The organism is Streptomyces sp. NPDC047061 (assembly GCF_040643955.1).
In the GTDB taxonomy this organism is placed as follows: Bacteria; Actinomycetota; Actinomycetes; order Streptomycetales; family Streptomycetaceae; genus Streptomyces.
On record NZ_JBEYVI010000014.1, the window covers coordinates 52391 to 77717 of the forward strand.

26 protein-coding genes are annotated in these 25327 nt (G+C 72.4%); 10 read left to right on the forward strand and 16 right to left on the reverse strand.

What is annotated here, in order from left to right:
- Window positions 1-61: 61 nt before the first annotated feature.
- A complete protein-coding gene (locus ABZ887_RS21350; protein ID WP_361291676.1) occupies window positions 62-1792 on the reverse strand; it encodes a hypothetical protein in 1731 nt (576 codons plus the stop codon).
- Between the two features lie 173 nt (window positions 1793-1965).
- Between ABZ887_RS21350 and ABZ887_RS21355 the strand changes: the two genes are divergently transcribed.
- A complete protein-coding gene (locus ABZ887_RS21355) occupies window positions 1966-2145 on the forward strand; it encodes a hypothetical protein (protein ID WP_361291678.1) in 180 nt (59 codons plus the stop codon).
- A gap of 30 nt (window positions 2146-2175) precedes the next feature.
- On the opposite strand, the gene ABZ887_RS21360 is transcribed toward ABZ887_RS21355, so the two are convergent.
- The 3 genes from ABZ887_RS21360 to ABZ887_RS21370 form a co-directional block, all read right to left on the reverse strand.
- Complete coding sequence (locus ABZ887_RS21360; protein WP_361291680.1) at window positions 2176-2376, reverse strand: hypothetical protein; 201 nt, start codon at window positions 2374-2376, stop codon at window positions 2176-2178.
- A 177-nt stretch (window positions 2377-2553) separates the two neighbouring features.
- A complete protein-coding gene (locus ABZ887_RS21365; RefSeq protein WP_361291682.1) occupies window positions 2554-4188 on the reverse strand; it encodes an amidohydrolase in 1635 nt (544 codons plus the stop codon).
- 11 nt (window positions 4189-4199) lie between these two features.
- A complete protein-coding gene (locus tag ABZ887_RS21370; RefSeq protein WP_361291684.1) occupies window positions 4200-5693 on the reverse strand; it encodes an APC family permease in 1494 nt (497 codons plus the stop codon).
- Between the two features lie 149 nt (window positions 5694-5842).
- Between ABZ887_RS21370 and ABZ887_RS21375 the strand changes: the two genes are divergently transcribed.
- On the forward strand, window positions 5843-6571 hold the full coding sequence (locus ABZ887_RS21375; RefSeq protein WP_361291686.1) for a TetR/AcrR family transcriptional regulator: 729 nt from the start codon (window positions 5843-5845) through the stop codon (window positions 6569-6571).
- Between the two features lie 75 nt (window positions 6572-6646).
- Here ABZ887_RS21375 and ABZ887_RS21380 read toward each other — a convergent pair whose 3' ends face one another.
- The 4 genes from ABZ887_RS21380 to ABZ887_RS21395 form a co-directional block, all read right to left on the reverse strand.
- A complete protein-coding gene (locus tag ABZ887_RS21380; protein ID WP_361291688.1) occupies window positions 6647-6988 on the reverse strand; it encodes a DUF4235 domain-containing protein in 342 nt (113 codons plus the stop codon).
- A gap of 16 nt (window positions 6989-7004) precedes the next feature.
- Window positions 7005-8021 (reverse strand): glutathione S-transferase C-terminal domain-containing protein, encoded by a 1017-nt coding sequence (locus ABZ887_RS21385; protein ID WP_361291690.1) that lies wholly within the window; start codon window positions 8019-8021, stop codon window positions 7005-7007.
- 298 nt (window positions 8022-8319) lie between these two features.
- On the reverse strand, window positions 8320-8760 hold the full coding sequence (locus tag ABZ887_RS21390; RefSeq protein WP_361291692.1) for a nitroreductase family deazaflavin-dependent oxidoreductase: 441 nt from the start codon (window positions 8758-8760) through the stop codon (window positions 8320-8322).
- A 130-nt stretch (window positions 8761-8890) separates the two neighbouring features.
- Window positions 8891-9523, reverse strand: a complete 633-nt coding sequence (locus ABZ887_RS21395; protein ID WP_361291694.1) for a LysE family transporter — start codon at window positions 9521-9523, stop codon at window positions 8891-8893.
- A gap of 293 nt (window positions 9524-9816) precedes the next feature.
- Between ABZ887_RS21395 and ABZ887_RS21400 the strand changes: the two genes are divergently transcribed.
- Both ABZ887_RS21400 and ABZ887_RS21405 read left to right on the forward strand, forming a co-directional pair.
- Window positions 9817-11058 (forward strand): cytochrome P450, encoded by a 1242-nt coding sequence (locus tag ABZ887_RS21400; protein WP_361291696.1) that lies wholly within the window; start codon window positions 9817-9819, stop codon window positions 11056-11058.
- Between the two features lie 12 nt (window positions 11059-11070).
- On the forward strand, window positions 11071-11271 hold the full coding sequence (locus ABZ887_RS21405) for a ferredoxin (RefSeq protein WP_361291698.1): 201 nt from the start codon (window positions 11071-11073) through the stop codon (window positions 11269-11271).
- Here the strand turns inward: ABZ887_RS21405 and ABZ887_RS21410 are convergent.
- Complete coding sequence (locus ABZ887_RS21410) at window positions 11268-11432, reverse strand: hypothetical protein (protein ID WP_361291700.1); 165 nt, start codon at window positions 11430-11432, stop codon at window positions 11268-11270. The two genes, ABZ887_RS21405 and ABZ887_RS21410, sit on opposite strands and share 4 nt — an antisense overlap.
- A 93-nt stretch (window positions 11433-11525) precedes the next feature.
- Window positions 11526-12077 (reverse strand): TetR/AcrR family transcriptional regulator, encoded by a 552-nt coding sequence (locus tag ABZ887_RS21415; protein WP_361291702.1) that lies wholly within the window; start codon window positions 12075-12077, stop codon window positions 11526-11528.
- Window positions 12078-12165: 88 nt separating this feature from the next.
- Between ABZ887_RS21415 and ABZ887_RS21420 the strand changes: the two genes are divergently transcribed.
- From ABZ887_RS21420 to ABZ887_RS21430, 3 genes are all read left to right on the forward strand, one after another.
- On the forward strand, window positions 12166-12624 hold the full coding sequence (locus ABZ887_RS21420) for a nuclear transport factor 2 family protein (RefSeq protein WP_361291704.1): 459 nt from the start codon (window positions 12166-12168) through the stop codon (window positions 12622-12624).
- A gap of 20 nt (window positions 12625-12644) precedes the next feature.
- On the forward strand, window positions 12645-13178 hold the full coding sequence (locus ABZ887_RS21425) for a flavoprotein (RefSeq protein ID WP_361291706.1): 534 nt from the start codon (window positions 12645-12647) through the stop codon (window positions 13176-13178).
- A 95-nt stretch (window positions 13179-13273) separates the two neighbouring features.
- The gene (locus ABZ887_RS21430; RefSeq protein ID WP_361291708.1) at window positions 13274-14242 is read left to right on the forward strand and encodes an aldo/keto reductase; all 969 of its coding nucleotides are present in this window, start codon (window positions 13274-13276) and stop codon (window positions 14240-14242) included.
- Window positions 14243-14305: 63 nt separating this feature from the next.
- Here the strand turns inward: ABZ887_RS21430 and ABZ887_RS21435 are convergent, their stop codons facing one another.
- The gene (locus tag ABZ887_RS21435; protein ID WP_361291710.1) at window positions 14306-15085 is read right to left on the reverse strand and encodes a phytanoyl-CoA dioxygenase family protein; all 780 of its coding nucleotides are present in this window, start codon (window positions 15083-15085) and stop codon (window positions 14306-14308) included.
- A 617-nt stretch (window positions 15086-15702) separates the two neighbouring features.
- On the opposite strand from ABZ887_RS21435, the gene ABZ887_RS21440 reads away from it, so the two are divergent.
- Window positions 15703-17544 carry an RICIN domain-containing protein gene (locus ABZ887_RS21440; RefSeq protein WP_361291712.1) on the forward strand — a complete coding sequence of 614 codons (1842 nt, stop codon included), beginning with the start codon at window positions 15703-15705 and terminating at the stop codon, window positions 17542-17544.
- Window positions 17545-17556: 12 nt separating this feature from the next.
- Here the strand turns inward: ABZ887_RS21440 and ABZ887_RS21445 are convergent, their stop codons facing one another.
- From ABZ887_RS21445 to ABZ887_RS21465, 5 genes are all read right to left on the reverse strand, one after another.
- On the reverse strand, window positions 17557-18045 hold the full coding sequence (locus ABZ887_RS21445) for a universal stress protein (RefSeq protein WP_361291941.1): 489 nt from the start codon (window positions 18043-18045) through the stop codon (window positions 17557-17559).
- Between the two features lie 166 nt (window positions 18046-18211).
- A complete protein-coding gene (locus tag ABZ887_RS21450) occupies window positions 18212-19471 on the reverse strand; it encodes an arsenic transporter (RefSeq protein WP_361291943.1) in 1260 nt (419 codons plus the stop codon).
- 69 nt (window positions 19472-19540) lie between these two features.
- Entirely contained in the window at window positions 19541-20797 is a 1257-nt protein-coding gene (locus ABZ887_RS21455) for a hypothetical protein (protein WP_361291714.1), read from the reverse strand.
- Between the two features lie 191 nt (window positions 20798-20988).
- Window positions 20989-21699 carry a DUF4232 domain-containing protein gene (locus ABZ887_RS21460; protein ID WP_361291716.1) on the reverse strand — a complete coding sequence of 237 codons (711 nt, stop codon included), beginning with the start codon at window positions 21697-21699 and terminating at the stop codon, window positions 20989-20991.
- A gap of 126 nt (window positions 21700-21825) precedes the next feature.
- Window positions 21826-23223 (reverse strand): serine/threonine-protein kinase, encoded by a 1398-nt coding sequence (locus ABZ887_RS21465; protein WP_361291718.1) that lies wholly within the window; start codon window positions 23221-23223, stop codon window positions 21826-21828.
- Between the two features lie 46 nt (window positions 23224-23269).
- Between ABZ887_RS21465 and ABZ887_RS21470 the strand changes: the two genes are divergently transcribed.
- The gene (locus ABZ887_RS21470) at window positions 23270-23818 is read left to right on the forward strand and encodes a sigma-70 family RNA polymerase sigma factor (protein ID WP_361291720.1); all 549 of its coding nucleotides are present in this window, start codon (window positions 23270-23272) and stop codon (window positions 23816-23818) included.
- A 171-nt stretch (window positions 23819-23989) separates the two neighbouring features.
- On the forward strand, window positions 23990-25192 hold the full coding sequence (locus ABZ887_RS21475) for a glycosyltransferase (RefSeq protein WP_361291722.1): 1203 nt from the start codon (window positions 23990-23992) through the stop codon (window positions 25190-25192).
- Window positions 25193-25327 lie beyond the last annotated feature (135 nt).

Genomic DNA, 25327 nt, shown 5'->3' on the forward strand with positions numbered 1-25327 from the left:
CCCGGCCGGAGGACCGGCCGGGCAGCAGCGTCGTCGGCGGTTCCGGAACAGGATCGAGGCGTCAGCCGTCGAGCCAGTCGCCGGTGACGGTCGTGGGCTGGTGTCCCGTGGCGTTCCAGATGAAATGCGGGTGGGCGCAGCCGAACATGTAGGAGAGCAGTGCGGTGTCCTCCCTCCCGGTCCGAGGGTCGTACAGGGTGTAGAACTTTTCGGATCCGACTGCGCCGGCGTCCTGTTGGATCTGCCGGGCGCGGTCCGGGGACGGTGCGTCCATGGATGCCTCCACGGCGGCGACGTAGGTGCGTCGCAGGATCTCCCAGGTGCTGTCGATGTTGCCCTGCCAGGGGCCGTGCAGTGCTTCGAAGGCATGGAGCTCGGCGTCGAAGAGGGCCCATGTCCGGGGGAACTGGGCTCGGCAGAGCGCGGACAGCTCGGCGGTCCGGGAGCTCAGTGCCGGTGCGGTGGGGCGCGGGCCGATGGTGAGGGTGGTGCCGTGGGTGAGGATGCCGGTGCACGGGTTGGGCTGCAGGTCGCACAGCGGGCAGTCCTCGGCCGGGGGGAGGCCCTCGGTGATGCCGTCGAACCACAGGGCGTGGCGGCCCGTGAGTCCCATCCAGACGATGGTGCTGCTCATCAACCAGGTGTTCCACATCGGCTCATGCGCCTCGGGCAGGCAGCCGTACTTGATGAGGGCGATCGTGCAGGCGGCGTAGAGGGCCTTGGTGTGGGTGGGCAGGTCGGCGAGCCAGAAGTTGCTGATCTCGCCGGTGAGGGAGTCGACCCGTACGTCGCCCATGTCGTCGATGACGCGACACAGCAGCAGGGCGGCGAGGTGTTCCTCCTGCCAGAGTTCGGTGTCGGGCGAGACGTGCCAGAACAGGCAGTCCAGCATCTGCAGGGCCGAGTAGGTGTTGTGGTCGAGCGGGTTGGTCTGGGGAAGCGTGACGCCGCCCGCGTGGTGCTGCTGGAGCCAGTACTCGTCGGCGGATCGCTTGTGGGCCGCGTAGAGTCCGCAGACCAGGGCGCGGGCGCTGTTGACACTGAAACTCTCGGCCAGGCGGCCTTCGACGAGTTGGGTGACGTGCGTGGTGTCGATGGTGTCGATCACGCGCTTGTACTCGTGGAAGACGAGGATGTCGTCCTCGAAGCGGTGGCGGAGGCCAAGATCTCGTTCCAGGTCGTTCAACTGCCGGACCCAGATCCATCCGGCGGTCAGGACGCTGTCGAGTTCCGGGCGGTAGGGCCAGGCCTTGACGGTGAGGGGACGACCGGCGCTCTGCCGCCAGCTGTAGTCGGCCAGCGTGCGTGCGGGGGGCGTGGGCAGCCGACGGCACAGTGGGCAGCCGCAGGCGGTTGCCGGTTCCTCCTCGCGCGGCGGGGCGAGTGCCCGGCTCCGCCACGCCCCCTCCAGCATCGCGCAGGTCAGTCGGCAGAGCTCGACATCGGTGCTGACCTGGGGGAAGGCAGCCTCGATCAGGCGCAGGCCGGTGTCGAGCCGTTTCAGCCGGGCGTAGCCCTCCTCGTCGGGAGGGAGGAACGCGCGCGGCACCAGCTGGAGGGCTCCCTCCACATGCAGCGTGGTACCGGCGCGGGGGGAACCGAGTGCGTCCAGCCGCTCCTGGGCGGCGTCCTGGCACCTGCGGTGCTCCTCCGTGCGCCCGTCGACGCGTTCCAGCAGGAGGCGGGCCAGGGCGTTCGCCGCCTCCGCGGGCTGGAACTGGGCACTTGGCTGCGCCGGGAGCAGGCTGTCGGCGGACGCCTTCGGAGCAGCGCCTACGACTCGATAATTCACACCGGTCTCCTTCGAACTGTGGTCCTGGCAACCGGAATTGACCGGCCGTGGTCGTCGGCCGGTGGTGTCCGGGAATCTGCTGTCCCCGCCGCGACGGCCTCGCCGGACAGCCGGACTCACGCGACCGGATCCGGCTCCTGCCGCGAACGACCGCGAGGGGCACGACTGCTGTGTTGACGGCGGAGGAAGCGGCGCGGGCAGCCGACCAGCCCTACGAGGACCGGTCCTGCGAGGACTGGCCCGACGAGGTCCGGCCCTACGAGGGCGTGCTGCCTCGTGTCCGCTCGGTTCTCGAACGCGGCGAGCCGCCCGCCCACGGCGGATTCATCCTCGACGCCGCCGGCCTTCCATGAACGGGGCCCGCCCTTGCCGAAGCGCCCTTGCTACAGGACGAGCACCTGTGTCGCCGACTCGGCTGTGCCGATCAGAAAGCACGCGCGGCCCGTCGGGCGCGGCGCGACCGCCGGATCCGGGGTGCGCGGACAGGCCCGGGCCGCGGCCTGCGACAGGTCCCGCGACGTGTGCTCCGGATGCTCGATGACGGGGGTCTCGAAGGGCAGGTCGAACGTGACGTCCTGAGGCATGTGTTTCCTTTCGGGCGACAGTGCGCAGAGCCCCCCGTCTCTGCGAACGGGTGGCCTGTCGGCCACCCGTGCACTCGAACTGGCCTTCGTGGCTCGAAAGTTGAGCCGTGAGGCGCTACGAGGCTGCCCAGAGCGTAAATGATCTACGCGTGACCTGGCCGTGACGTGTGTTACTGCTCAGGCCTCCTGAGCTGAGTACACTCGCGCGCCCCCCACGTAGGTGTGCGCGACGCGTGTGTCCGCGATGCGCTCGGGGGGCCCGGCGAACGGATCCCCGTCCAGGACCACCAGATCCGCGAGCGCCCCGACCGCCACCCGCCCGGTGTCGTCGAGGTGGTTCAGGTAGGCCGAACCGGCCGTGTACGCCGTGACCGCCGCCGCCAGGCTCAACCGCTCCGCGGGCAGGAACACCGGCGCGTCGCCGCCCGGTTCGACCCGGTTCACGGCGACATGGATGCCCTGGAGCGGGTCGGGACTGCTCACCGGCCAGTCACTGCCGGCCGCGAGGCGTGCCCCGGACCGCAGCAGCGCCCCGAACGGGTACTGCCACCCGGCCCTTTCGGACCCCAGGAAGGGGATCGTCAGCTCGTCCATCTGCGGCTCGTGCGCGGCCCACAGCGTCTGGATGTTGGCGGTGGCGCCCAGTTGGGCGAATCGCGGCACGTCGGCGGGGTGCACGACCTGGAGATGCGCCAGGTGGGGCCGCGTGTCGCTCATCCCGTTGGCCGCCCGCGCCGCCTCGACCGCGTCCAGCGCGTCCCGTACGGCCCGGTCCCCGAGCGCGTGGAAATGGCACTGGAAGCCGAGCGAGTCCAACTCGGTGACATACGCCGGAAGGTGCTTCGGATCGATGAAGCTCTTGCCCCGATTGCCCGTCGCGCAGCCGCACTTGTCCAGGTAGGGATCGAGCAGCGCGGCCGTGCCGTTCTCGGCCACCCCGTCCAGCATCAGCTTCACCGTGCCCGCCCGGAACCGGCCATGGCTCAACGCGGCCCGCTTCTCGACGAGTTCGGGAACCTGCTCGGCGCCACGCTCCCGGTCCCACCACAGGGCCCCGACCACCCGTGCGGTCAGCGATCCGTCCCGGGCCGCCGTCAGATACGCCTGCGACGGGTCGTCCATGCCGAGGAACTCCCCGACCAGCGCGTCCTGCCAGGCCGTGATGCCGAGCGCGTGCAGATGCCGCTGGGCGTGCAGCAGCGCCGCCAGCCGGTCCGCCGGGCCGGCCGGCGGCGCGAGCCGGCCGACCAGCTGCATCGCCCCCTCCTGGAGTGTGCCGCTCGGCGCGCCGGAGGCGTCCCGCTCGATCCGCCCGTCGGCCGGGTCGGGCGTGTCGCGGCCGATCCCGGCCAGCTCCAGCGCCCGGCTGTTGACCCACGCCCCGTGATGGTCCCGGTTGGGCAGGTACACCGGCCGGTCCGGTACCACGGCGTCCAGCAGCTCCTTCGTCGGCGTGCCGCCCGCGAACGCCTCCATGGACCAGCCGCCACCCTGGATCCACGCCCGTTCCGGATGCGCCTCGGCGTAGGCGCGTACAGCGGCCACGGTCTCCTCGGCGGTCCGCAGCCCGGTCAGGTCGCACTGGGTCAGTTCGAGGCCGGCCGGCACCGGATGGATGTGCGCGTCCTGGAACCCGGGCAGCAGCAGCCGCCCGGCCAGGTCGACCACCTCCGTGCGCGGCCCGGCGAGCTCCCGCACCTCCTCGGCGGGGCCGACGGCGGTGATGCGCTCACCGGTGACGGCGACGGCGGCGTCGGCGGGGCCCGCGGGGGTGAGGACGGGGCCGCCGGTGAAGAGCAGATCTGCGTGCATGTTTCCTGTTCCTAGTTGGAGGTCGTGAGCAGCTGGGGCGCGTCGGCGTCCGTACCCTCGCCGGTGCGGAAGTACGGCGAGCGGCGCACGTACTTCGCCCACCCGGCCGCGACGAACCCGGACGCGATCATCACCAGCGGGGTGGTCAGCAGGAACCAGCCGTTGTCCGCGCTGACCTCGAAGTGGTCGGTGGACGTGTAGAAGGACCAGCCGAGGTAGCCGCCGAGGCCCAGCAGGGCGAGGGCGCTGAGCGCCGGGAGCACCACGGCCCGGACGCCCTGCCGCCAGTCCTCCCGGAGCAGGGCGCGGAAGCGTGCGGCGGCGGCGAGCGCGGTGAGCGCGTAGGACAGGGCGACGACGATGCCGACGGCGTTCACCGTCGCCATGATCATGTCGGCGAGCCGCGGGATCACCAGGGCGAGCGCGGCGACCGCCGTGGCCAGTGCGCCGATCAGCAGCGTGCCGGCCGCCGGGGTGCCGTACCGGGCGCTGACCCTGGACCACACCGGCCCGAGGGTACGGTCCCGGCTCATCGCGAACATCCCCCGGGCCGTCGGGATCACCCCGGCCTGGAGCGAGGCCACCGCCGAGAACATCAGCGCCACCAGCGGCAGCGCGGCCCACGGCTGCGCGGCCAGCCGGTCGCCGAAGAACGCCAGCCCCTCGGCCCCGTGCCCGGCCAGCTCCTTCTCCGACAGCACCCGCTGGAACGCCACCGAGCCGAGCAGGAACAGTCCCAGCATGGTCACCAGGGTGATCAGCCCGGCCCGGGAGGCGTCCCGGGGGTCGCGGACCTCCTCGTTGACGCTGAACGCGGCCTCGAAACCCCAGTAGCAGAACACCGAAAGGAGCAGGCCCTGCGCCAGCGCCGTCGGCGACGGGATCGCGAACGGGTCGAACCAGCTGAGGCTGAAGGGGTGCGGTCCGGTGACGATGCCGTAGCCGCAGAACCCGAGCAGCACGACGTACTCGAAGACGAGCAGTCCGGTCTGGAGGCGGGCGGCGGTTCGGATGCCGGTCACGGCGGTCAGGGTGACGGCGACCAGGACGATGATGCCGACGGCCGTGGTCTGCGCGGTGGAGCCGGGGTCGAGGGCGAGCGAGCCGATCCGGTGCACTCCGGCCTCGCCCGCCAGCTGCAGGATCGCGGAGCCCGTGACCGCCGTGGTGTACGCGAGGAACGCCACCGTCGCGACGATGTTCACCCAGCCGACCATGAAACCGAGCCACGGATTGAGCGAACGGCCCACCCACACATAGCCGTTGCCCGCGTTGGGCTCCACCTTGTTCAGCCGGGAGTAGGCGCCCGCGATGCCGAGGACCGGCAGGAACGCCAGCAGCATGACGGCCGGCAGATGCAGCCCGACCACCCCGGCCGTCACCCCCAGACCGATGCCGATGCTGGTCGTGGCGGCCGTACTCGACGCGGCGACCGCGATGCCGTCGAGGACGCCGAGGGATCTGCGCAACTCAGGGGGGTCTGCTGTGTAGGGCTGGTCGGTCATGGCCGGCACACTCCGCTCGCACCTGGGGGCCGGACTGGTCGGCCCCGGTGACGGGACATGAAACTGCCGGTGCCCTTCACAGGTCAACGGTGTTGTCATAAGGTGCCGGCACGGCCCGGCACGGCCCGGCACACCGCGAGGGAGGTTCCGTGAGCGAACGCGTCGTACCGGCCGCCGCCCGGCAGCGCCGGCGCCCCACCAGACAGGGCGTGGTCCTCTCCGAGGAGCTGATCGTCGGGACCGCGATGCGGCTGATCGAGGAGCACGGCGCCGACGCCCTGTCCGTACGCCGCCTCGGCCGCGCCCTGGGCGCCGACCCCAGCTCCCTGTACCGCTACTTCCGGCACACCGACGACCTGATGCTCGCCATCGCCGACGAGCTGATCGGCCGTACCCTGCGGGTCTGGCGGTCCACCGGCGACTGGCGTGCCGACCTGCGCGACCTCGGCCTGCGCATGCACGCCGGTGCCCTCGCCCACCCCCGGGCGGCGGTGCTCAGTGCCCACCGGGTGACCGGGCGGACGTACGAGATCCGGGCCGTCGAGACCATCCTCGGGGTGCTGCGGAACGCCGGTTTCCCGGATCCCGAGGCGGTCCGCGTCTACCACGCCTTCGTCGACCAGGCCCTGGCGTACGGCGCCCTCGACTCCGCCAACACCGCCCTGCCCAAGGCCGCCCGGGACGCCGAGGCGGACGTGTGGCGGGACACCTACGCCCGGCTGCCCGCCACCAGCCACCCGAACATCGCGGCCACCGCCCGCCACCTCGTGGCCTCGATGCGAGGCAGCTCCTACCCGGCCGCCCTCGACCTGCTGCTGACGGCGGCCGAGGCCCGGCTCGCGCAGCTGCGCGCCGGGAAGCGCCCGGCGGGCGGCTGAATCCGCCGACCGGGGAGAGGCGCCCGGCCTGGCCGTACCAGGAGCGCGGTCACACCGGCCCGGCCGGGCGCTCCGTCACACCGCGTCGGGCCCCGCCCCCGGAGGGCCCACCTGGTCCCGGCCGCCCTTGCCGGCCGTCGGCCACACCCCGGTGGAGCGCTCTATGGCCGTCGCGCCGGTGCGGTCCACGGCGCTGCGCACCACCGCGAAGACCGCGCCCTGGACCGCCGCGGCCAGCAGCACCTCGCCCCAGCCGCGGTTCCGGTCCAGGGCGTCCGGAGCGTCCTCCTCACCGCGCAGCGCCAGCCAGGTCCTGCGGAAGGCCAGTGCGCCCAGCGCCCCGCCGGCCCAGCTCAGCACCAGGCCGACGGGTGCGTAGACGAGCGGGAGTTTCAGCTTCTTCGTGCGCTTGGCCATGCCTGCCTCCGCGTTCTCAGGGCCGCCCCGCGACCGCGACCTCCTCGTCCGCCGGCACCGGGCCGGGCGGCGTCCCGTCCCCGAAGGGCCGGCCGCCGAGCTCCTCCCGGTGATGGGGCGTCAGCCACCCGGCGAGATCCGGGCCGAGGGGCACGATACGGGTCGGGTTGATCCCGGTGTGGACCTGGTAGTAGTGCCGCTTGATGTGGTCGAAGTCGACGGTGTCACCGAATCCCGGCGTCTGGTAGAGGTCCCTCGCGTAAGCCCACAGCACCGGGTTCTCGGTGAGCTTGAAGCGGTTGCACTTGAAGTGGCCGTGGTAGACGGCGTCGAACCGCACCAGCGTGGTGAACAGCCGGATGTCGGCCTCCGTGAGGGTGTCCCCGACCAGGTAGCGCCGCCCGGCCAGCCGCCCGGCGAGCAGCTCCAGCCGCCGGAACACCCCCGCGCACGCCTCCTCGTACTTCTCCTGCCCGTGGGCGAACCCGGCCCGGTACACCCCGTTGTTGACGTCCTCGTACACCTCCGCCATGACCGTGTCGATCTCGTCCCGGTGCCGCGCCGGATAGAGCTCCGGCGCGCCGTCCCGGTGCAGTGCCGTCCACTCGGTGGCCAGGTCCAGGGTCAGCCGCTGGTAGTCGTTGGTGACCAGCCGCCCGCTCGGCACGTCCACGACGGCGGGCACGCTCACCCCGCCCGGGTAGTAGGTCTCCCGGCGGTCGTAGGCCTCGCTCAGGTACCGGATGCCGAGTACCGGGTCACGGCCGTCGGGGTCGAGGGTGAAGCGCCAGCTGCGGTCGTCCTGGATCGGGTCGGTGACGGCGAGCGACAGGGCGTCCTCCAGGCCGAGCAGCCGCCGGGAGATCACCGCCCGGCTCGCCCACGGGCAGGCGCGGCTGACCACCAGCCGGTAGCGTCCGGCCGCCACCGGCCAGCCGTTCCGCCCGTCCGTGGTGATCCGGTCCGTGAAGTGGCTGGGGGACCGGCTGAACGCCTTGTGTCCCAGCTCGCTGTTGCCGTCGCCGCCGCTCATGCGTCCTCCTTGCCCGGGAGCCGCCCGTGGTCGACCGGGGGCTCTGCGGAATGCGTTCCCGCATTTCCGCTTCTCGCACGGAGTGATCGGCCCCTGTCGGCGCGAACGGGGGGTTCGTGGCGCTCGGACAGCAGGAAGCAGACGAAGGTACATGAAAGCCCCGCCGCGACGGGGGAACGCGGCGGGGCCTGTTATTCGGCTGCCCGGCCCGAAGCCGGTTCATGCCCTCCGGAAACAGATTTTTCTAAATTCCGACGGTCCCCGGCCGGAATGGATTCCCGGAATCGTCAGTTCCCCGTTACTGCGCCTCCAGTACGAACACCGGGATCTCCCGGCTCGTCTTCTTCTGGTAGTCGGCGTACGGCGGGTACGCCGCGACGGCCCGCTCCCACCACTGGGCCTTCTCCGCACCGGTGACCTCACGGGCGGTCATGTCCTGCTTGGCCGGCCCGTCCTGGAGCTCGACGACCGGGTGCGACTTGACGTTGAAGTACCAGACCGGGTGCTTGGGCGCACCGCCCTGGGAGGCGACCACGGCGTACTTCCCGTCGTGCTCCACCCGCATCAGCGGCGTCTTGCGGATCTTCCCGCTCCTGACGCCCAGAGTGGTGAGCAGGATGACGGGCATCCCGGTGTCCATCAGGGTGGTGCCCTCCTTCCCGCCCGAGCTCTCGTACAGCTCGACCTGCTCGCGCACCCAGGCGGTCGGGCTGGGCTCGTACTCGCCCTCAAGAGGCATGAGGTCCGTCCCCTCTTCGCTTCCATGACTGACGGCATGATTCAACACCGGGAGCGCTCCCGATCATCCCTACGACACCGGTCCCGTGACGGGATCCCGCCCGTACCCCGAGCCCCGGGCGCACGGCCGGTCAGCCCGGTGACAGCGCCATCCGGGCCGCCAGCCCCAGCATCACGCAGCTCGACAGCAGCGCCGTGACCAGGCGGCCCCGGTGGCCGGTCAGCCCCCGGCCGAGGAGCGCGCCGCCGCCCGCCAGCAGCAGCTGCCAGCTCGCCGAGGCGGCGAAGGCCGCGAGGACGAAGACGCCCTGCTCCAGCGGCCGTACCGGATCGGCGGACCGCGTGCCGACCACCAGGGCCGCGAAGTAGATCACCGTCGTCGGGTTGAGCAGCGTGATCCCGAGCAGGCCGAGATACGCCCGCCCGGGGCCGGGTACCGGCCGCTCCTCCCTGGTCGTGAGCCGCCGCTCCCGGAACTGGCGCAGCGCGACCGTCGCACCGCGCACGGCGAGCCCCACCAGCACCAGCGCCGACACCAGCCGCAGCGGCCCGAGCACCGGCAGCAGGGCCGCCGCCAGCGCGGCCCCGCCGACCGCGGCGAGCAGGGCGTACAGGCCGTCGGCACTCGCGACGCCGAGCGCGGCGCAGGCGCCGGTCCGCAGTGACGTGCGGGCCGTGAGGGACACTAGATATGTGCCGACCGCACCGACCGGGACGGCGATCCCGTACCCGGCAAGCAGGCCGGCGACGAGCGCGGCCGTCACGCGCGTGCGGGCTCGGGCCTCCGGGGACGCCCGGGCTGCTGCTGGACCCGCACCCGACGGACGGTCGCGGTGGTCAGCGGCACAACGGCGTCAGGAGTGTTCATGCGCAGATCCTGGGGCCCGCGTCGCCGCACCGGCAAGCGAATTTCGGCGCGGAACCGTCCCCCGACCGCGTGCGGTTCGGCCAGATCACCCGATTCACCGATCTGGCTGAACTTGCGATCGTCCCATGGGTGCCCCGGGCATCTAATGAAGATCGGCACGACGTACGACATTCGTCTGCGAGGTCTTCCATGAACGAACTGACGGGCGTGACGGAACCCACCGATCCTGTCCACCCGGCCGAACCTGTGGCCTGGCCGCAGGACCGCACGTGCCCCTACCACCCACCCACCGGCTACGACCCGCTGCGGGACGGCAACCCGCTGGCCCGCATCCGTCTCTACGACGGCCGCACCGCCTGGGCGGTGACCGGCCACGGCGCGGCCCGCGCGCTGCTCTCCGACCCCCGGCTCTCCAGCGACCGCCGGCGGGAGGACTTCCCGATGCCGAACGCCCGGTTCGCGGCGGCCCGGGAGCGCCGCCAGGTCGCCCTGCTCGGCCTCGACGATCCCGAGCACCAGACCCAGCGCCGCATGCTGATCCCGGACTTCACCCTCAAACGGGCGACCGGGATGCGGCCCGCCATCCAGCGGATCGTCGACGAGCTGCTCGACAAGATGATCGCCGAGGGACCGCCCGCCGACCTGGTGAGCTCCTTCGCCCTGCCCGTGCCGTCCATGGTCATCTGCGACCTGCTCGGTGTGCCCTACGCGGACCACGAGTTCTTCGAGGCGCAGTCCCGGCGGCTGCTGCGCGGTCCGGAGCCCGCCGACTCCCTGGACGCGCGGGAGAAGCTGGAGGCCTACCTGGGCGACCTGGCCGACCTGAAGAGCCGGGACGCGGCCCCCGGCGACGGCGTCCTCGACGTCCTCGTCCACCAACGACTGCGCGACGGTGCCCTCGACCGTGCCGAGGTCGTCTCGCTCGCCCTCATCCTGCTGGTCGCCGGGCACGAGACCACCGCCAACATGATCTCGCTCGGCACCTTCACCCTGCTCCAGCAGCCCGAGCGGCTCGCCGAACTGCGTGCCGACCCCACCCTGGTGCCGGCCGCCGTCGAGGAACTCATGCGGATGCTGTCCATCGCCGACGGGCTGCTGCGCGTCGCCCTGGAGGACATCGAGGTGGCCGGCACCACCATCCGCAAGGGCGACGGCGTGCTCTTCGCGACCTCCGTCATCAACCGCGACGAGTCCGTGTACGACGACCCCGACACCCTCGACTGGAACCGCCCGGCCCGCCACCACGTGGCCTTCGGCTTCGGCATCCACCAGTGCCTGGGCCAGAACCTGGCCCGCACCGAGCTGGAGATCGCCCTGCGCACCCTGTGGGAGCGGCTCCCGGACCTGCGGCTCGCCGCACCGCCGGAGGAGATCCCCTTCAAACCCGGCGACACGATCCAGGGGATGCTGGAACTCCCCGTGACCTGGTAAGAGGCTCCTGCCATGCACATCGAGATCGACCAGGACGTCTGCATCGGCGCCGGCCAGTGCGCCCTGACCGCCCCGAACGTCTTCACCCAGGACGACGACGGCTTCAGCACCCTGCTCCCCGGCATGGAAGACGGCGGCGGCGACCCGCTGGTCAGGGAGGCGGCCCGGGCCTGCCCGGTGCACGCCATCACGATGAAGGAGCCGACGGGCTAGGCAGCCACCGGCACATCTGGCACCGCCAGTTCCAGCCCGCGCAGTCGTGCCGGGTCGGCGACCACCTCGTAGGCCGCCCCCCGGTCACCCTCGACGGTGACCCGCAGGACGTACCGCAGCCGTCCCCGCGGGGCGACGACGAGGCCGACCCGGCCGTCCACCAGGGCCGGTACGGCGAACCGGGGGGAGGAGGTCGCGGCCTCCCTCGCCGAGGCACGCGCCAGGGTCGCGCGGCTCGTCGCCGTCGGCTGACCTCACCCGGCGCGCAACAGCACCCGGGCCGCCGCGCGGGCCTCCGCCGCGGCCTCCGTGCTCCCGGTGATGCCCGCGGTGACCATCGCCCCCTCGGCGAGCAGGAAGAGCGGCCCGGTGAGCGCGGCGTCCAGTCCGGCGTCGGCCACCAGCTCGGCGAGGTAGTCCCGGAAGGCCTGCTTGTGACCCCGTACCCGGTCCACCACCCGTGGGGAGGTGGCGCCGAGCTCGCCGTACGCGTTGATCCACGCGCACCCCCGGAAGTCCGCCTCCCCGAACCACCCCTCCAGCCAGTCGAAGACCGCGAGCAGCCGCTCCCGGGGGTCCTCGTGCCGCCGGACGTGCTCGGCGAGCCGCTGCCGCCAGCGCACGTCCCGCCGCTCCAGATAGGCCGCGACGAGCTCCTCCTTCGCGGGGAAGAGCTGGTAGAGCCGCTTGAGGGAGACGCCGGAGGCGCCGCGTATGTCGTCCATGCCGACGGACTGCACCCCGCGCCCGTAGAACAGCCGCTCGGCGGCGTCCAGAGCCTGTTCACGCGCCACCGCGCTGTCCATGGGCCACTCCTTGACGAGAGAACGTGCGTTCTCCTACGGTAGCAGCGACCGGGAGAACGCACGTTCTCCCTTCATCGAGGAGGAGACCATGGCCGACCGTCCGCCCCTGCCGCCCTTCACCCGGGAGACCGCCGTCCAGAAGGTCCAGGCCGCCGAGGACGCCTGGAACACCCGCGATCCCGAACGGGTGGCGCTCGCCTACTCCGAGGACTCGGTCTGGCGCAACCGCGACACCTTCGTCACCGGCCGCGCCGCCATCGTCGAGCTCCTCACCGCCAAGTGGGCCCGGGAACTCGACTACGCGCTCCGCAAGGACCTGTGGGCCTTCGACGGCAACCGGATCGCCGTCCGCTTCCAGTACGAGTGCCGCGACGCGGACGGCCGGTGGTGGCGGTCGTACGGCAACGAGCTGTGGGAGTTCGACGGGCACGGACTCATGACCCGGCGCGAGGCCAGCATCAACGACGTGCCGATCGAGGAGCACGAGCGCCGGATCCACGGTCCGCGCCCGGAGTCCGAGCGGGGCCTGTCCTTCCCGCTCCGGTAGTGCCCGCATAGGGTTCCCGGATGACCGATGAGCCCCGCAAGCCCTTCCTCTATCTGGTCGTCTGTGCCGCCGGCATCGCCGCGGACGTCGGCAGGCTCATCACCGCGGCCCGGGGGCGCGGCTGGGAGGTCGGGGTCATCGCCACGCCCGTCGCCATGAACGGCTTCTTCGACACGGCCGACGCCGAGGCGCGCACCGGACGCCCGATCCGGTCGGCCTGGCGCCGGCCCTCCGACCCGCGCCCCTTTCCCGCGCCGGACGCCGTCGTGGTCGCCCCCGCCACCTTCAACACCGTCAACAAGTGGGCCGCCGGGCTCGCCGACACCCTGGCCGTCGGCACCCTCTGCGAGGCCCTGGGGCTCGGCGTCCCGATCGCCGTCCTGCCCTGCGTCGCCGGCGCGCTGGCCGCCCACCCCGCCTACCAGGAGAGCCTGACCCGGCTGCGCGCGCTCGGCGTCCGCTTCGGCGGCCCCTACGCCGGTGCGGCCGAAGCGGACGGCCCCCGCCCCGAGTTCGCCTGGGAATGCGCGCTGGACCTGCTGGAGCGGCCCTGACGGCGTCCGATAACCACCGTCACGACAGGAGGCCGGGCGGACGCCCGACGTACGCTCGCCTCTGTACGACGTGATCTCGACGGTGGGAGACAACGATGGAGTACGTGAAGCTCGGCCGCACCGGTCTGGACGTGTCCAGGATCTGCCTGGGCTGCATGACCTACGGCCTGCCCGACCGCGGCACCCACGAGTGGACCCTCGACGAGGAGGCGTCCCGCCCGCTGATCCGGCAGGCGCTGGAGGCCGGCATCAACTTCTTCGACACCGCCAACGTCTACTCGGACGGCACCAGCGAGGAGATCGTCGGCAAGGCGCTGCGCGACTTCGCCCGGCGCGACGAGATCGTCCTCGCCACCAAGGTGCACGGCCGGATGCGCCCCGGCCCCAACGGAGGCGGTCTGTCCCGCAAGGCGATCCTCTCCGAGATCGACCACAGCCTCGGCCGACTCGGCACCGACCACGTCGACCTCTACCAGATCCACCGCTACGACCACGCCACTCCGATCGAGGAGACGATGGAGGCGCTGCACGACGTCGTCAAGGCGGGCAAGGCCCGCTACATCGGGGCGAGTTCGATGTACGCCTGGGAGTTCTCCAAGGCCCAGTACACGGCCGAGCGGAACGGCTGGACGAAGTTCGTCTCCATGCAGAACCACTACAACCTCCTCTACCGCGAGGAGGAGCGCGAGATGCTGCCGCTCTGCGCCGACCAGGGCGTGGGCGTGCTGCCGTGGAGCCCGCTGGCCCGGGGCCGCCTCACCCGCGACTGGGGCACGGTCACCGAGCGCAGCGCCAACGACAACTTCGGCAACCGCCTCTACCAGGAGGGCGACCGCGCGATCGTCGAGGCGGTCACCCGCATCGCCGACGACCGTGGCGTCCCGCGCGCCCAGGTGGCCCTGTCCTGGCTCCTCCACCAGAACACGGTGACGGCCCCGATCATCGGAGCGTCGAAGCAGAGCCACATCGAAGACGCGGTGGCGGCAGTGGAACTGGAGCTCAGCGACAAGGAGTTGGAGGAGCTGGAGCAGCCCTACAGCCCCCATCCGATCTCCGGCCACTGAAAGTGCCCCGTAAGGGGCGCGGGGAACTGCGCGCTCAACCCCCACTCACCCGCACTCGAACAACTACCGCTCCGTACCGCACGGACCAGCCCCCTTACTCTCCAGCAAAGGAACCCTTTCCCCACCCATGCTCAACGTCCGGTAGAACTCCCCGATCCGCACCGCCGACCGCCCCACGTAGTGCCCGATGAACGACCGCCGGAACCGCCCGGCGGAGCGATTCGGCTGCGACCCGTGCACCAGACTCCCGTTGAAGAACAGCACATCCCCCGCCGCCATATCGACCGGCACCGCCGTGAGCCCCTCCGGCGGTGCCACGTACTCCCGCGCGAACGACAGCTCCGCATCCGACTCCTCCGGGCAGAACAGATCCATCCGATGCGTCCCGGGCACCACCTCCAGGCCGCCGTTCTCCCGGTCGATCGCCTCACAGGCGACCCACGCCGCGACGCACGTCCCCGGCTCGACCCGCAGATAGAAGTTGTCCTGATGCAGCGCCTGCCCCCGGGCCCCCGGCGGCTTGAAGTAGAACATGCTCTGCGCGGCCAGCACCTCCTCCCCGAACAGCGCCTCCAGGATCACCCGAAGCCGCGGGTCCAGCAGGAGCCGCAACGCGAGCGCGCTGATCTCGTGGGGCTGCATCACCCGGGGATACCGGTGCAGCGGATCCGCCGTCGGCTTCGGCTCGAAGTGCCCCGGCACCACCCGCCCCGCCGCGTGCAGCGCCGCGAACTCCGCGCACAGCCGGTCGATCTCGTCGTGCCCGAACAGGCCCCGTACGACGGTGAAGCCGTCCTCCTCGAACTGCCGCAGGTTGGTGCTGTCGATGCCCGTGGCCGTCATGCCCGCCCTCCTCGGTCCGGTGTCCTGGACCTGGCACGCTCACCCGGTCCGCGCGTTCGCCGTCGCGTCCGGAATTCCCTGCCCGTTCCACTTCAACCGGGTTTTCCGAGAAGGACACGGTGTCCCGCCCGCCGGCCACCGCTCCGGTGGGCGTCTCTAATGTCCGCGGTTATTGGTTTCACGGGAGCCGGTGGCCGGGCCGCCTGTGCAGGTCGGGCCGTGGTTCAATGGTTGGTGTCGATACCGGGGCGGTCGGCCCCGAATCCTCGCGCCAATTGCGATGTCGATACAGCGACATAGCGCGGACTCCCTCATTGACGTTTCGTCAAATTACCGCAACCTCCGGGCAATGCGCAAAACCCCGAGATCCCTTGTTCTGCCCTGCTGGCCTGTGCAAAGGTGTGCCGTGTCGGCATGCGGACAATTATTTTCACCGCCGCATGCGCGAGGCCGCTCCCGTACGCCCCCCACGCTTCAAAAGAGCTGCCGACGGCGGACGTCCGCGTCCCGAACCCCCCAACAAGCCCATCCGACCTCGGTGTCGGCCGGGTTGTATACCGGTCGCATACCAGACGGTATGGGCCGAATCCCGCGTTGCGTCTGGAAGGAATGCAGCCGTGAATGACGCAGGCCTGGGGAATTCCCCTACCCCCGCCCGGCCGTTCGACGTCACCGACGAGCAGCTCAGCGCCGAGCTCAAGCAGTGGACGGGCACCGCCCCCGCCCTCCACCCCGTCGGTGAACTTCTCGACCGGCACTGGGAAGCGGCCTTCGCCTACGCCCGTCTGTGCACCGACGGGACGCGCGGCGCGGGAATGCTCACCACCGCCGCATTCACCAGACTCTTCGGTGAATCCCTCCGCCAGGCCGGCCCGACCGCCGCCTGGCGCCCCCAGCTCCTTGTCACCGTCCGCCGTATCGCCGCGGAATGGGACAACGACGGCCGCGGCGAACTGCTCCACCCCCAGCTGCGCGTCGGCAAGGGCGAGCGGGCCGCCTCCCGGCTGCTCCCGCCCGCGAACCGGCGGCTGCTCTCCCGCGCCTTCCAGCGGCTGACCCCGTCCTCGCGGACCGTGTTGTGGCACACCGAGGTCGAGTCGGAGCCCCTGGCGGCCCCCGCCGCACTGCTGGGCCTGGACGAGCAGGACGCGCGTGTCGAACTGCGCCGGGCCCGCGAGCGGATGCGCGAGGAGTGCCTCCAGGTGCACCGCGAACTCGCCCACGAGGACGAGTGCCAGCGCTACGTCCGGATGATCGACGTGACCTTCCGGCGCGGCGGGGTCGACATCGACCGGGACCTCCAGCAGCACCTGAACGGCTGCAAGCACTGCCGGTACACCGCCGACCAGCTCCAGCAGTTCAACGGCGGACTTGGCATCGCCCTCGCCGAGGCCGTGCTCGGCTGGGGCGCCCGCGCCTACATGGAGTCCCGGGCCGCCGGCCCGGCCGAGCAGCCGGCCGAGCCCGCGACCGCGCCCACCGCGGGTTTCACGGGCGGCGAGGCGTTCGTGCGGCCGGCCGCCCCGGGCAAGGACATGGTCGTGCACCCCGTCGCCTCCCGCCGCGCCCAGCAGCGGGCCGCCCGCCGGGTACGGCGCCGCAACCTGACCGTGGCCGTGGCCACCGTGAGCGGTCTGGTCGTGCTGCCGCTGGTGCTGTGGTCGGTGCTCGGCTCCGGCGACGGCGGCACCTCGGCCGGCGCCAAGCCGTCCGCCACGCCGGCCGGCAAAGCCACCTCGGGCCCGTCCTGGATCGGCACCAGCCGGACCACGCAGGGCACCCTGCGCGGCCGGCTGCACAACATCGCCTCCGGCCTCTGTATCGGCGTGGTCGGCAAGAAGGCCGTCAAGGGCGCCGAGACCGAGCTCGCCGAGTGCTCCTCGGTCGCCAGCCAGCAGTGGACGTACGAGGGCGACGGACTGCTGCGCAACGCCGCCGCACCCGACCTGTGCCTCGACTCGCACCTGGGCTACTCCGTGCAGCTCGCCCCGTGCACGGCCACGACCGGGTCCAAGGCCGGCAAGAGCGTCCACTACGACTTCACCCTCCAGGGCGCGCTGGTGCCCCGCTGGGACCAGGACCTGGCGCTCGCACCGGCCGCCACCGACGGCGGCGGTGCCCTCGTGGTCAAGACCCGGGCGAACGTCAGCTCGCAGCGCTGGGTGATGGACACCTCCCAGCCCGACCTGCAGATGCAGATCGTCAACTGGGACGCCGACACCACCCCGACGCCGACCGCGGCCGCCACCCCGACCACCAAGGCCGCGAAGCCCACGCCGACGCCCACCCCGTCGGCGTCGAAGACGACCGCGCAGCCGACGCCGTCGAGCAGCTCCAGCTACGACCCGTGCGTCGAGTACCCGGGCTACTGCTACGGCCCGGGGGACGGCGGCGGCTACGGCGGCGGTTACGGCGGCGGTTACGACGGCGGGGGCGGCGGCCACCACGGCGGTCGCTGAGCCCGCGCGGGCTCAGGGGTGCGGCGGCGCAGGCGGCATCGTCGTCAGGTCCGGCGCACCCTCCGGCCACACCAGCAGCACCGGGCAGGGCGCGTGGTCGACGACGAACCGCGCGGCCTTGCCCAGGCTGTGCGGCCCGAGCCGGGACCGGTCGCCGTCGCGAGCCAGGACCAGCAGGCCGGCGTCGCCGGCGGCGGCCACCACCTCCCGTTCGACCCGGCCGACCCGCTCCAGCCGGGTGCACGGCCGCCCCAGCCGGGCCTCGGCCGCCGCCAGCAGCTCCGCCCCCGACGCCCCGCCGAGTTCCACGAGCCGCCGCTCCGGGTCCGGTTCCGAGCCGGCCCGGCCCAGCAGCCCCGAGAAGGCGCCGTGCGCGAGCCCGGCCACCCCCGGCTCGGCCACGTGCAGCAGCACCACCTCGGACGCGTCCCGCGTGTAGCCGCGCGCCGTGTCCACACAGGCCGGCCAGGTCCCCTCGACCAGCCAGACGATCACCCGCATGTCCATGGCCTCCCAGCTGTTTCCCGACTACGCGCTCCGCTTGAAGTGCCGCGACCTGCCGCAGGCCGACTGCGGCGCCGTCGTGGCTGGTCGCGCAGTTCCTCCCCCAGCCTTCGGCCGGGGGTACCCCCCGCGCCCCTTACGGGGCGCTTTCGCCCGGACCCGTTCACACCCCGACCACCTGGAGCGCCCCCCACAGTGCCACCACCGCACCGCACAGCGCGGTCGGCACGGCGAGCAGCCCCAGCCGGGTGAACTCCCCGAGGTCGACCCCGTGGTCGTGCTGGTGCACGATCCTGCGCCACAGCAGCGTCGCGAGCGACCCGGCGTAGGTGAGGTTCGGTCCGATGTTCACCCCGAGCAGCACCGCCAGCACCGCGCCCGGCCCGGCCGGCGCGGCCAGCGGCAGCAGCACCAGCACCGCAGGCAGGTTGTTCACGATGTTCGCCAGGACGGCGGCCAGCGCGGCGATGCCGAGCAGTGCCGGCAGGCCGGTCCCGTCCGGCAGCACATGGCCGAGGGCGTCCGCGAGCCCGTTGTCGACGACCGCCCGCACCACGATCCCGAGCGCCAGCACGAACGCCAGGAACGCGGGCGCGGCCGCCTTCACCACCGTCAGCGGGGTCGCCTGCCGCCGTAGCAGCGCCCGCCCGGCCAGGACCAGGGCGCCCGCGCACGCCGCCCACGCCGGGTCGATGCCGACCGCCGAGGTGAGCACGAACCCGGCGAGGGTGCAGGCCACCGTCACCAGCGCGAACACCGGCAGCCGGGGCGGCTCGCCGGGATCCGCGGAGCCCGGGGCCGCCGAGGACAGGTCACGGGCGAAGAACCGCCGGAACACCAGGTACTCGGCGCCGATCGCCACCAGCCAGGGCAGCACCATCAGCGCCGCGAACCGGGTGAAGCCCAGCCCGCTCGCCGCGAACGCCAGCAGGTTCGTCAGATTGGACACCGGCAGCAGCAGCGAGGCCGTGTTGGACAGGTGTGTGCAGGCGTAGACGTGCGGTTTGGCCCGCACCCCGGACCGGGCCGCCGTCGCGAACACCACCGGCGTCAGCAGCACCACCGTCGCGTCCAGGCTGAGTACGGCCGTGATCACCGACGCCAGCGCGAACACCGCGGTCAGCAGGCGCACCGGCCGCCCGCCCGACCACCGGGCCATCCACGCCCCGCAGGCCTGGAACAGGCCCTCCACGTCGCAGAAGTGGGCCAGCACCAGGACGGCGGCGAGGAAACCGACGACCGGGCCCAGCTGCTCGGCCTCCGCCCGCGCGTGGTCGAGGGAGATCGCGCCGGTCGCGACGACGATCCCCGCCGCCGGTACGGCCAGCACCGCCTCCGGCCAGCCGCGCGGCCGGATCACGGCCCAGGCGAGAACGGCGGCGAGCAGGAGGACGGACAGGGTCTCGGCGAGCGGGGTGTTCAGGGCGCGTTCCTCGGAGGTGTGATCAAGTACGGCCCGCCCATGAAAGCAGATGACGGCGGACGGACCCGGTTACGAGGTCCGGGTACCCGCCGCGCCCAGGAACTCTCCCCAGCCGCCCACCGGCTCCTGCCCCGGGTTCAGGGTGCGCAGCTTCCGGATCACCGCCGGGTCCTGCGCCTCCAGCCACGCCACCAGCTGCTTGAAGGAGACGAAGCGCACGTCGTCGTACTCGGCCATCTTTCCGATCGCCTCCTCGACGGCGTCCATGTAGATGCCGCCGTTCCAGCGCTCGAAGTGGTTGCCGATGAAGAACGGCGCCCGGTTGGTGGAGTACGCCCGCTCGAAGCCGGCCACGTAGGTGTCGCGGGCCTGGGTGCGCCAGGCGTCGTACTGGGTCTTGTCGCCCAGCGGGTTGCCGGCGGACTGGTTGTACATCATGTTGTAGTCCATCGACAGGACCTGGAAGGAGTGCCCGGAGAACGGTATGGACTGCAGCGGGAAGTCCCAGATGCGGTTGCCCTGCACCTTGGTCGGCCAGATCTGCAGGCCGCCGGGGGAGCTGGCGTCGTACTTCCAGCCGAGCGCGGCGGCCGTGGGCAGCAGGTTGGCCTGGCCCTCCAGGCACGGGGTGCGGCCGCCGATCAGCTCCTTGCTGTAGTCGAAGGGCAGCGGCTCCAGGTCGGTGAAGCCGGTGTTCGTCTTCCACTTGGTGACGAAGTCCATGGCCTGGTCGATCTCACTGCGCCACTCGGCGGGGGACCAGTTGCGCACGCCGTCGGAGCCGCAGAAGTGCCCGTTGAAGTGGGTGCCGATCTCGTGGCCCTCCAGCCAGGCGGCACGCACCTGCTGGAGCGTGTTGTGGATGTGCCGGTCGGAGAGGTAGCCGATCGCGGAGGCGCCGACCTGGTGCTGCGGCGGGTGGTAGAGGTCCTTCTTGGACTCGGGCAGGGTGTAGATGCCGGAGAGGAAGAACGTCATCCTCGCGCCGTGGTCCGCGGCCACCTTCCGGAACCGGGAGAACAGCTGGTTGCTGAGCTCGCCCGCGCCGTCCCAGGAGAAGACCACGAACTGCGGCGGCTTGCTGCCGGCCGCCATCCGGGTCGCCTTCGGCTGGTGCGGCTGTGCGCCGGTGTCGGCGGTGGAGCCGTCGCCGATGAGCTTCAGCGGCTTGGCCGGCGCGCCGCCGCCCGCGCCGCCGTCCTTGACGCCGTCGCCCGAACTGCTGCCGCCCAGCGTCCAGTTGCCGTTCGAGCAGGCGGAGAGCGCACTCAGGGCCCCCGCCGTCGCGCCCGCCGTCAGCACCCGCCTGCGAGAGATGCCGCTCATGTCCGTCCCCGATTCCGTCGTCCCGGCCCCTCGTGGAGCCCTGTTGCTGTGTGGTCGACGGGTTCGATGAGCGGTCCGGCGAAAAAGATCGGAGCCGGCCGTGCGTGTTGCACGCCTGTGACAGTCGTGGCCCGGACATGACGAACCCCGCTGCCCGGGGGAGTGGGCAGCGGGGTCCGGTCAGGGGGTGGTCAGACGCCGGTACCGGCGCTGAACACGTTCAGGCGCACCGAGGAGGCGTTCCCGGACACCGGGACCGCGCCGTTGTTCCAGGTGACCTTCAGCGAGTCCTTCTCGTCCGGCGGGGTGACCAGCAGGGCGGCCGGCGTCGTGGTCTTGGCGCCGCTGATCTCCGGGTTGGAGAAGGTCAGCCCCGCCCAGGCGCTCCGGCCCGGCTCGAGGGTGACCGTGGTGGCCGTGGTGCCCGACTCGCGCTGCGGGTCGGGGCCGAGCTGGGTGCCGGCGGCGTTCACGAAGGCGGCGCCCGGGTAGCCGCGCACGGTGCAGGTGCGGCCCGACTTGTTGGTGAGCACGATCGGGAAGTTCTCCTGACCGGCCCCCGGATTGTCGGCGCCCACCGAGGCGGTCAGCTCCGAGGTGTGGCAGCGGGTGCCGGCCGCGGCGGCGGTGCCGGTCGTGGTGCCCCCGGTCGACGAACCGCCGCCCGTGGCCGAGGCACCCGTCTGCGACGCCGGCGAGGACCCGTCGCCGGACGGGACGGCGGAGGTGCCCGCGCTGTCCGCACTCGACGCGTTGCCGGTCGCGGGCGCGGCCGTGCCCGACACCGACTCCGGGGACTTGCCCTGACCGCCGTTGCCGCAGGCGGTCAGGAGGCCCAGAGCGGCGACCGTGCTCGCGAGCAGGGCCGCCCCGCGCCGCAAGGACTGGGACGTGTGCGCCATGTGGATCAACACTCCTGGATGTCGTGGCACGCGTGCCGGGTGTGCCCGAGGCGCTCCGTGCGCCGTCACTCCCATCCGATGCGAGAAACGGCGGAAAAGTTCGGGGGCACGCCGAAACTCACCGGGTCAGGTGACCCGAAGGGAGCGCAGGATGCCGTCCGTGGCGGTCTTGTCGACGGCGCCCTTCTGCCGCACCTGCACGTACACCTGCGGCTGGCTGTCCCCGCCGGCCGGGGCGAGGGCCGCCTCCTGGATCGAGCCGCCCGCTCCGGAGCAGTCGCTCCAGCTGCGGACCCGGCCCTTCCACTCGGTGCCGGTGAAGGCGCGGCTGCCGTCGTAGTGGCAGCCGGTGTGGGACAGGGCCTTCACCTTGGCGGCGACGTCCCCGTGCTCGCTCACCCCGATGAACACGCCGTTCACCGCGGCCGTCAGGTCCTGCCACTCCGACACGTCGTCGGCGACCTCCAGACCCGGCTCGTGCGCGGAGGCCAGCCCCAGGGCCTGCGGGTTCCAGCCGGAGTTGCGCAGCTCGCCCGCCCATCCGGACGGCACCTCGGCCACCACCCGGCCGGTGGAGTCGGAGACCTTCGTCTCCGCGCTCGTCGTCCCGTCCCGGTGCGCCAGCGTGACCGCGAGGGCCGTGCCGCCGGCCGCCAGGACCGCGGCGAGGGTGAGCGTGACGATGTTGAGCCGCCGGCGGACGCCGTCGAGCCGCCGCGGCCGGCGGGCCGCCGCGGCCGCCGCCAGCCGGTCCAGCTCGTCCGCGAAGGCCTGCGCCGTCGGCCAGCGCCGCTGCCGGTCCGGCTCCAGGGCCCGCATCAGCGCCCGCTGCACGTCGTCCCCGAGATCCGGCCGCAGCCGCTCCGGCCGGACGACCTGCCCGGGCGCCGCCGGCACCGTGCCGGTGACCAGTTCGTAGCCCACCGCGCCCAGCGCGTAGACGTCGGCGCGGGCGTCGATGCCCTCGCCGGGCTGGGCCTGCTCCGGCGGCTGGTATCCCGCCGAACCGGCGGCCAGGGTCAGCCCCGAGGCCTGCGCCAGGCTCTTGGCCAGCCCCAGGTCGGCCAGCAGCACCCGCCGGGTGCCGTCCGGCGCGGTGCGCAGCAGCACGTTGGTCGGCTTGATGTCCCGGTGCACGATCCCCGCCCCGTGCAGGTCCGCCGCGCCGCGCGCCGCCAGCGCGGTCAGCCGCAGCGCGTCGGGGACCGGGAGCGGGCCGCCGCCGAGCAGGTCGGCGAGGGTGCCCGCGTCGGCGTACTCCATCACGAAGTACGGCCGCCCGTCCGGGAGTTCGCCGATGTCGTAGACCTGCACCACCCGCTTCGAGTCGGCCCGCCGCAGCAGCCGCGCCTCGGACAGGAAGCGGTCGTGGATGTCGAGCCGGTGGGACCAGTTGTCGGCGAGCACCTTCACCGCCACCGGGGCGTCCAGCTGGTCGTCGTAAGCGAGCCAGACCGTCCCGAAGGCACCGGTGCCCAGGCGCCGTTCGAGGCGATAGCGGCCGATCCGCTCCAGGGGTTGCATACGACTATCATGCCTGTCCTGAGATCGACTTCGAGGGGGACCTCCCGTGCCGGACGCCGCGCTGACCGAAGACCTCGCCAGGCGGGCCGCCGCCAGCGACCAGGTGGCCCTGAACCAGCTGCTGTCCGCGGTCTGGCCCGACGTCGTACGACGCTGCGGGCGGTTCCTGCCGTGCCGGGAGGACGCCGAGGAGGCGGCCCAGGACGTACTGCTCCAGATCTCCCGGAAGATCTCCACGTTCGAGGGCCGCAGCCGCTTCAGCACCTGGCTGTACACGGTCGTCGCCAACTGCTCCCGGCAGAAGTACCGGGACCTGAAGCGGCGGGCGGCGGAGCAGCCGGCGACCATCGAACCGACCGAGCACGTCGACCCGCGCACGACGAGCGTGATCGCCGGGTCCCGGATCGATCTGCTCGAGGCGCTGGACCGGCTGGAGCGGGAGCACCCGCAGCTGGTCGCGCCGCTCGTCTACCGGGACATCTGCCAGCTGGACTACGCCGAGGTCGCCGAGCGGGTGGGCATCCCGCTGGGCACGCTCAAGTCCCGGCTGCACGAGGCACGCAAGCAGGTCCGCCCCTGGCTGAGCGCGCCGTAAGGGGAAGAGGCGCCGGGCATGCGTGCCCGGCCAAAAAAATAGGGCGAGGAGTTCACCCACTCCTTGCCACTCTCAACTTATAGCGCACTGGGGGGCTTGCGGCAAGGCCCCCCTCGTCCCGCAGAATCGCAGGCCGAAGCCAGGAACCGCGGTATTTGGGGGATCTGCTACATGCGTGTGCTTTTGATGGGATACGGGTCGCGCGGAGACGTCGAGCCGCTCGCGGGACTCGGGGCGGCGCTGCGCTCGCTCGGGGCCGAGGTGCGGGTGTGCGCACCGCCGGACGCGGAGTTCACCGAGCTGCTGGCCCGCGCGGGACTCCCGCATGTGTCGTTCGGGCCGTCCGTACGCGCGCTGGTGACCAGGCCGAAGCCGTCGCCCGAGGACGCCTTCAGGCTCGCGCCCGAGCTGGTCGCCGCGCACTTCGACACGGTCGGCCCGGCGGCCGAGGGGTGCGACGCGCTGGTGGCGAGCGGCCTGATGCCGGCCGGCGCCCGGTCGGTGACGGAGCAGCTCGGCATCCGCTACGTGTTCGCCTGCCCGCATCCGTTCGGCATGCCGTCCCCGTACTTCCCGCCGGCGGGGCGCCCGGGCCGTCCGGCCCCACCGGACGCCGACCTGCGGACGCTGTGGAAGGTGGACGGCGAGCGGGTGAACGCGCTGTACGGCGAGGCCCTCAACAGCCGCCGGGCGGCGCTCGGCCTGCCGCCCGTCGACAACGTCCGCGACCATGTCCTCACCGGCCGGGCATGGCTGGCGGCCGACCCGGTCCTGGGCCCGTGGCAGGACCTCACGGACCTCGACCTCGTGCAGACCGGGGCGTGGATCGTGCCGGACGAACGGCCGCTGCCCGACGACCTGTCCGCGTTTCTGGCCGCCGGTGAGCCGCCGGTGTACGTCGGTTTCGGCAGCATGGCGCTGCGCGGCGCGCCGGACGCCGCCCGGACGGCCGTCGAGGCGGTGCGCGCCCAGGGGCGTCGGGTACTCGTCGGGCACGGCTGGGCGGAACTGGCACCGTCCGACGACAAGGACGACTGCTTCACGATCGGCGAGGTCAACCACCAGGCGCTGTTCCGCCGGGTGGCGGCCGTCGTGCACCACGGCGGGGCGGGCACCACGACGACCGCCGCCCTGGCCGGCGCGCCGCAGGTGATCGTCCCCCAGATCGTCGACCAGCCGCACTGGGCCGCCCGGGTGGCCGAACTGGGCATCGGCGCGGCCCACGACGGCCCGGTGCCGTCCGTCGACTCCCTGTCGGCCGCGCTCGCGGCCGCCCTCAACCCCGAGACCCGCACCCGTGCGGCCGCCGTGGCCGGCGTGATGCGCACCGACGGAGCGGTGACCGCGGCCAGGCTGCTCCTGGACGAGGCCTGAACATGGCGCGACGTACCGCCTGACGGCCACTGCGGCGCCCCGCTCAGGGGCGCGGGGCCGTATCCATATGCGGCTCCGCCGTGTGGGCGCGACCGGCCACGACGGCCCCGCGGTCTCCCACGCACCGCAACCTGC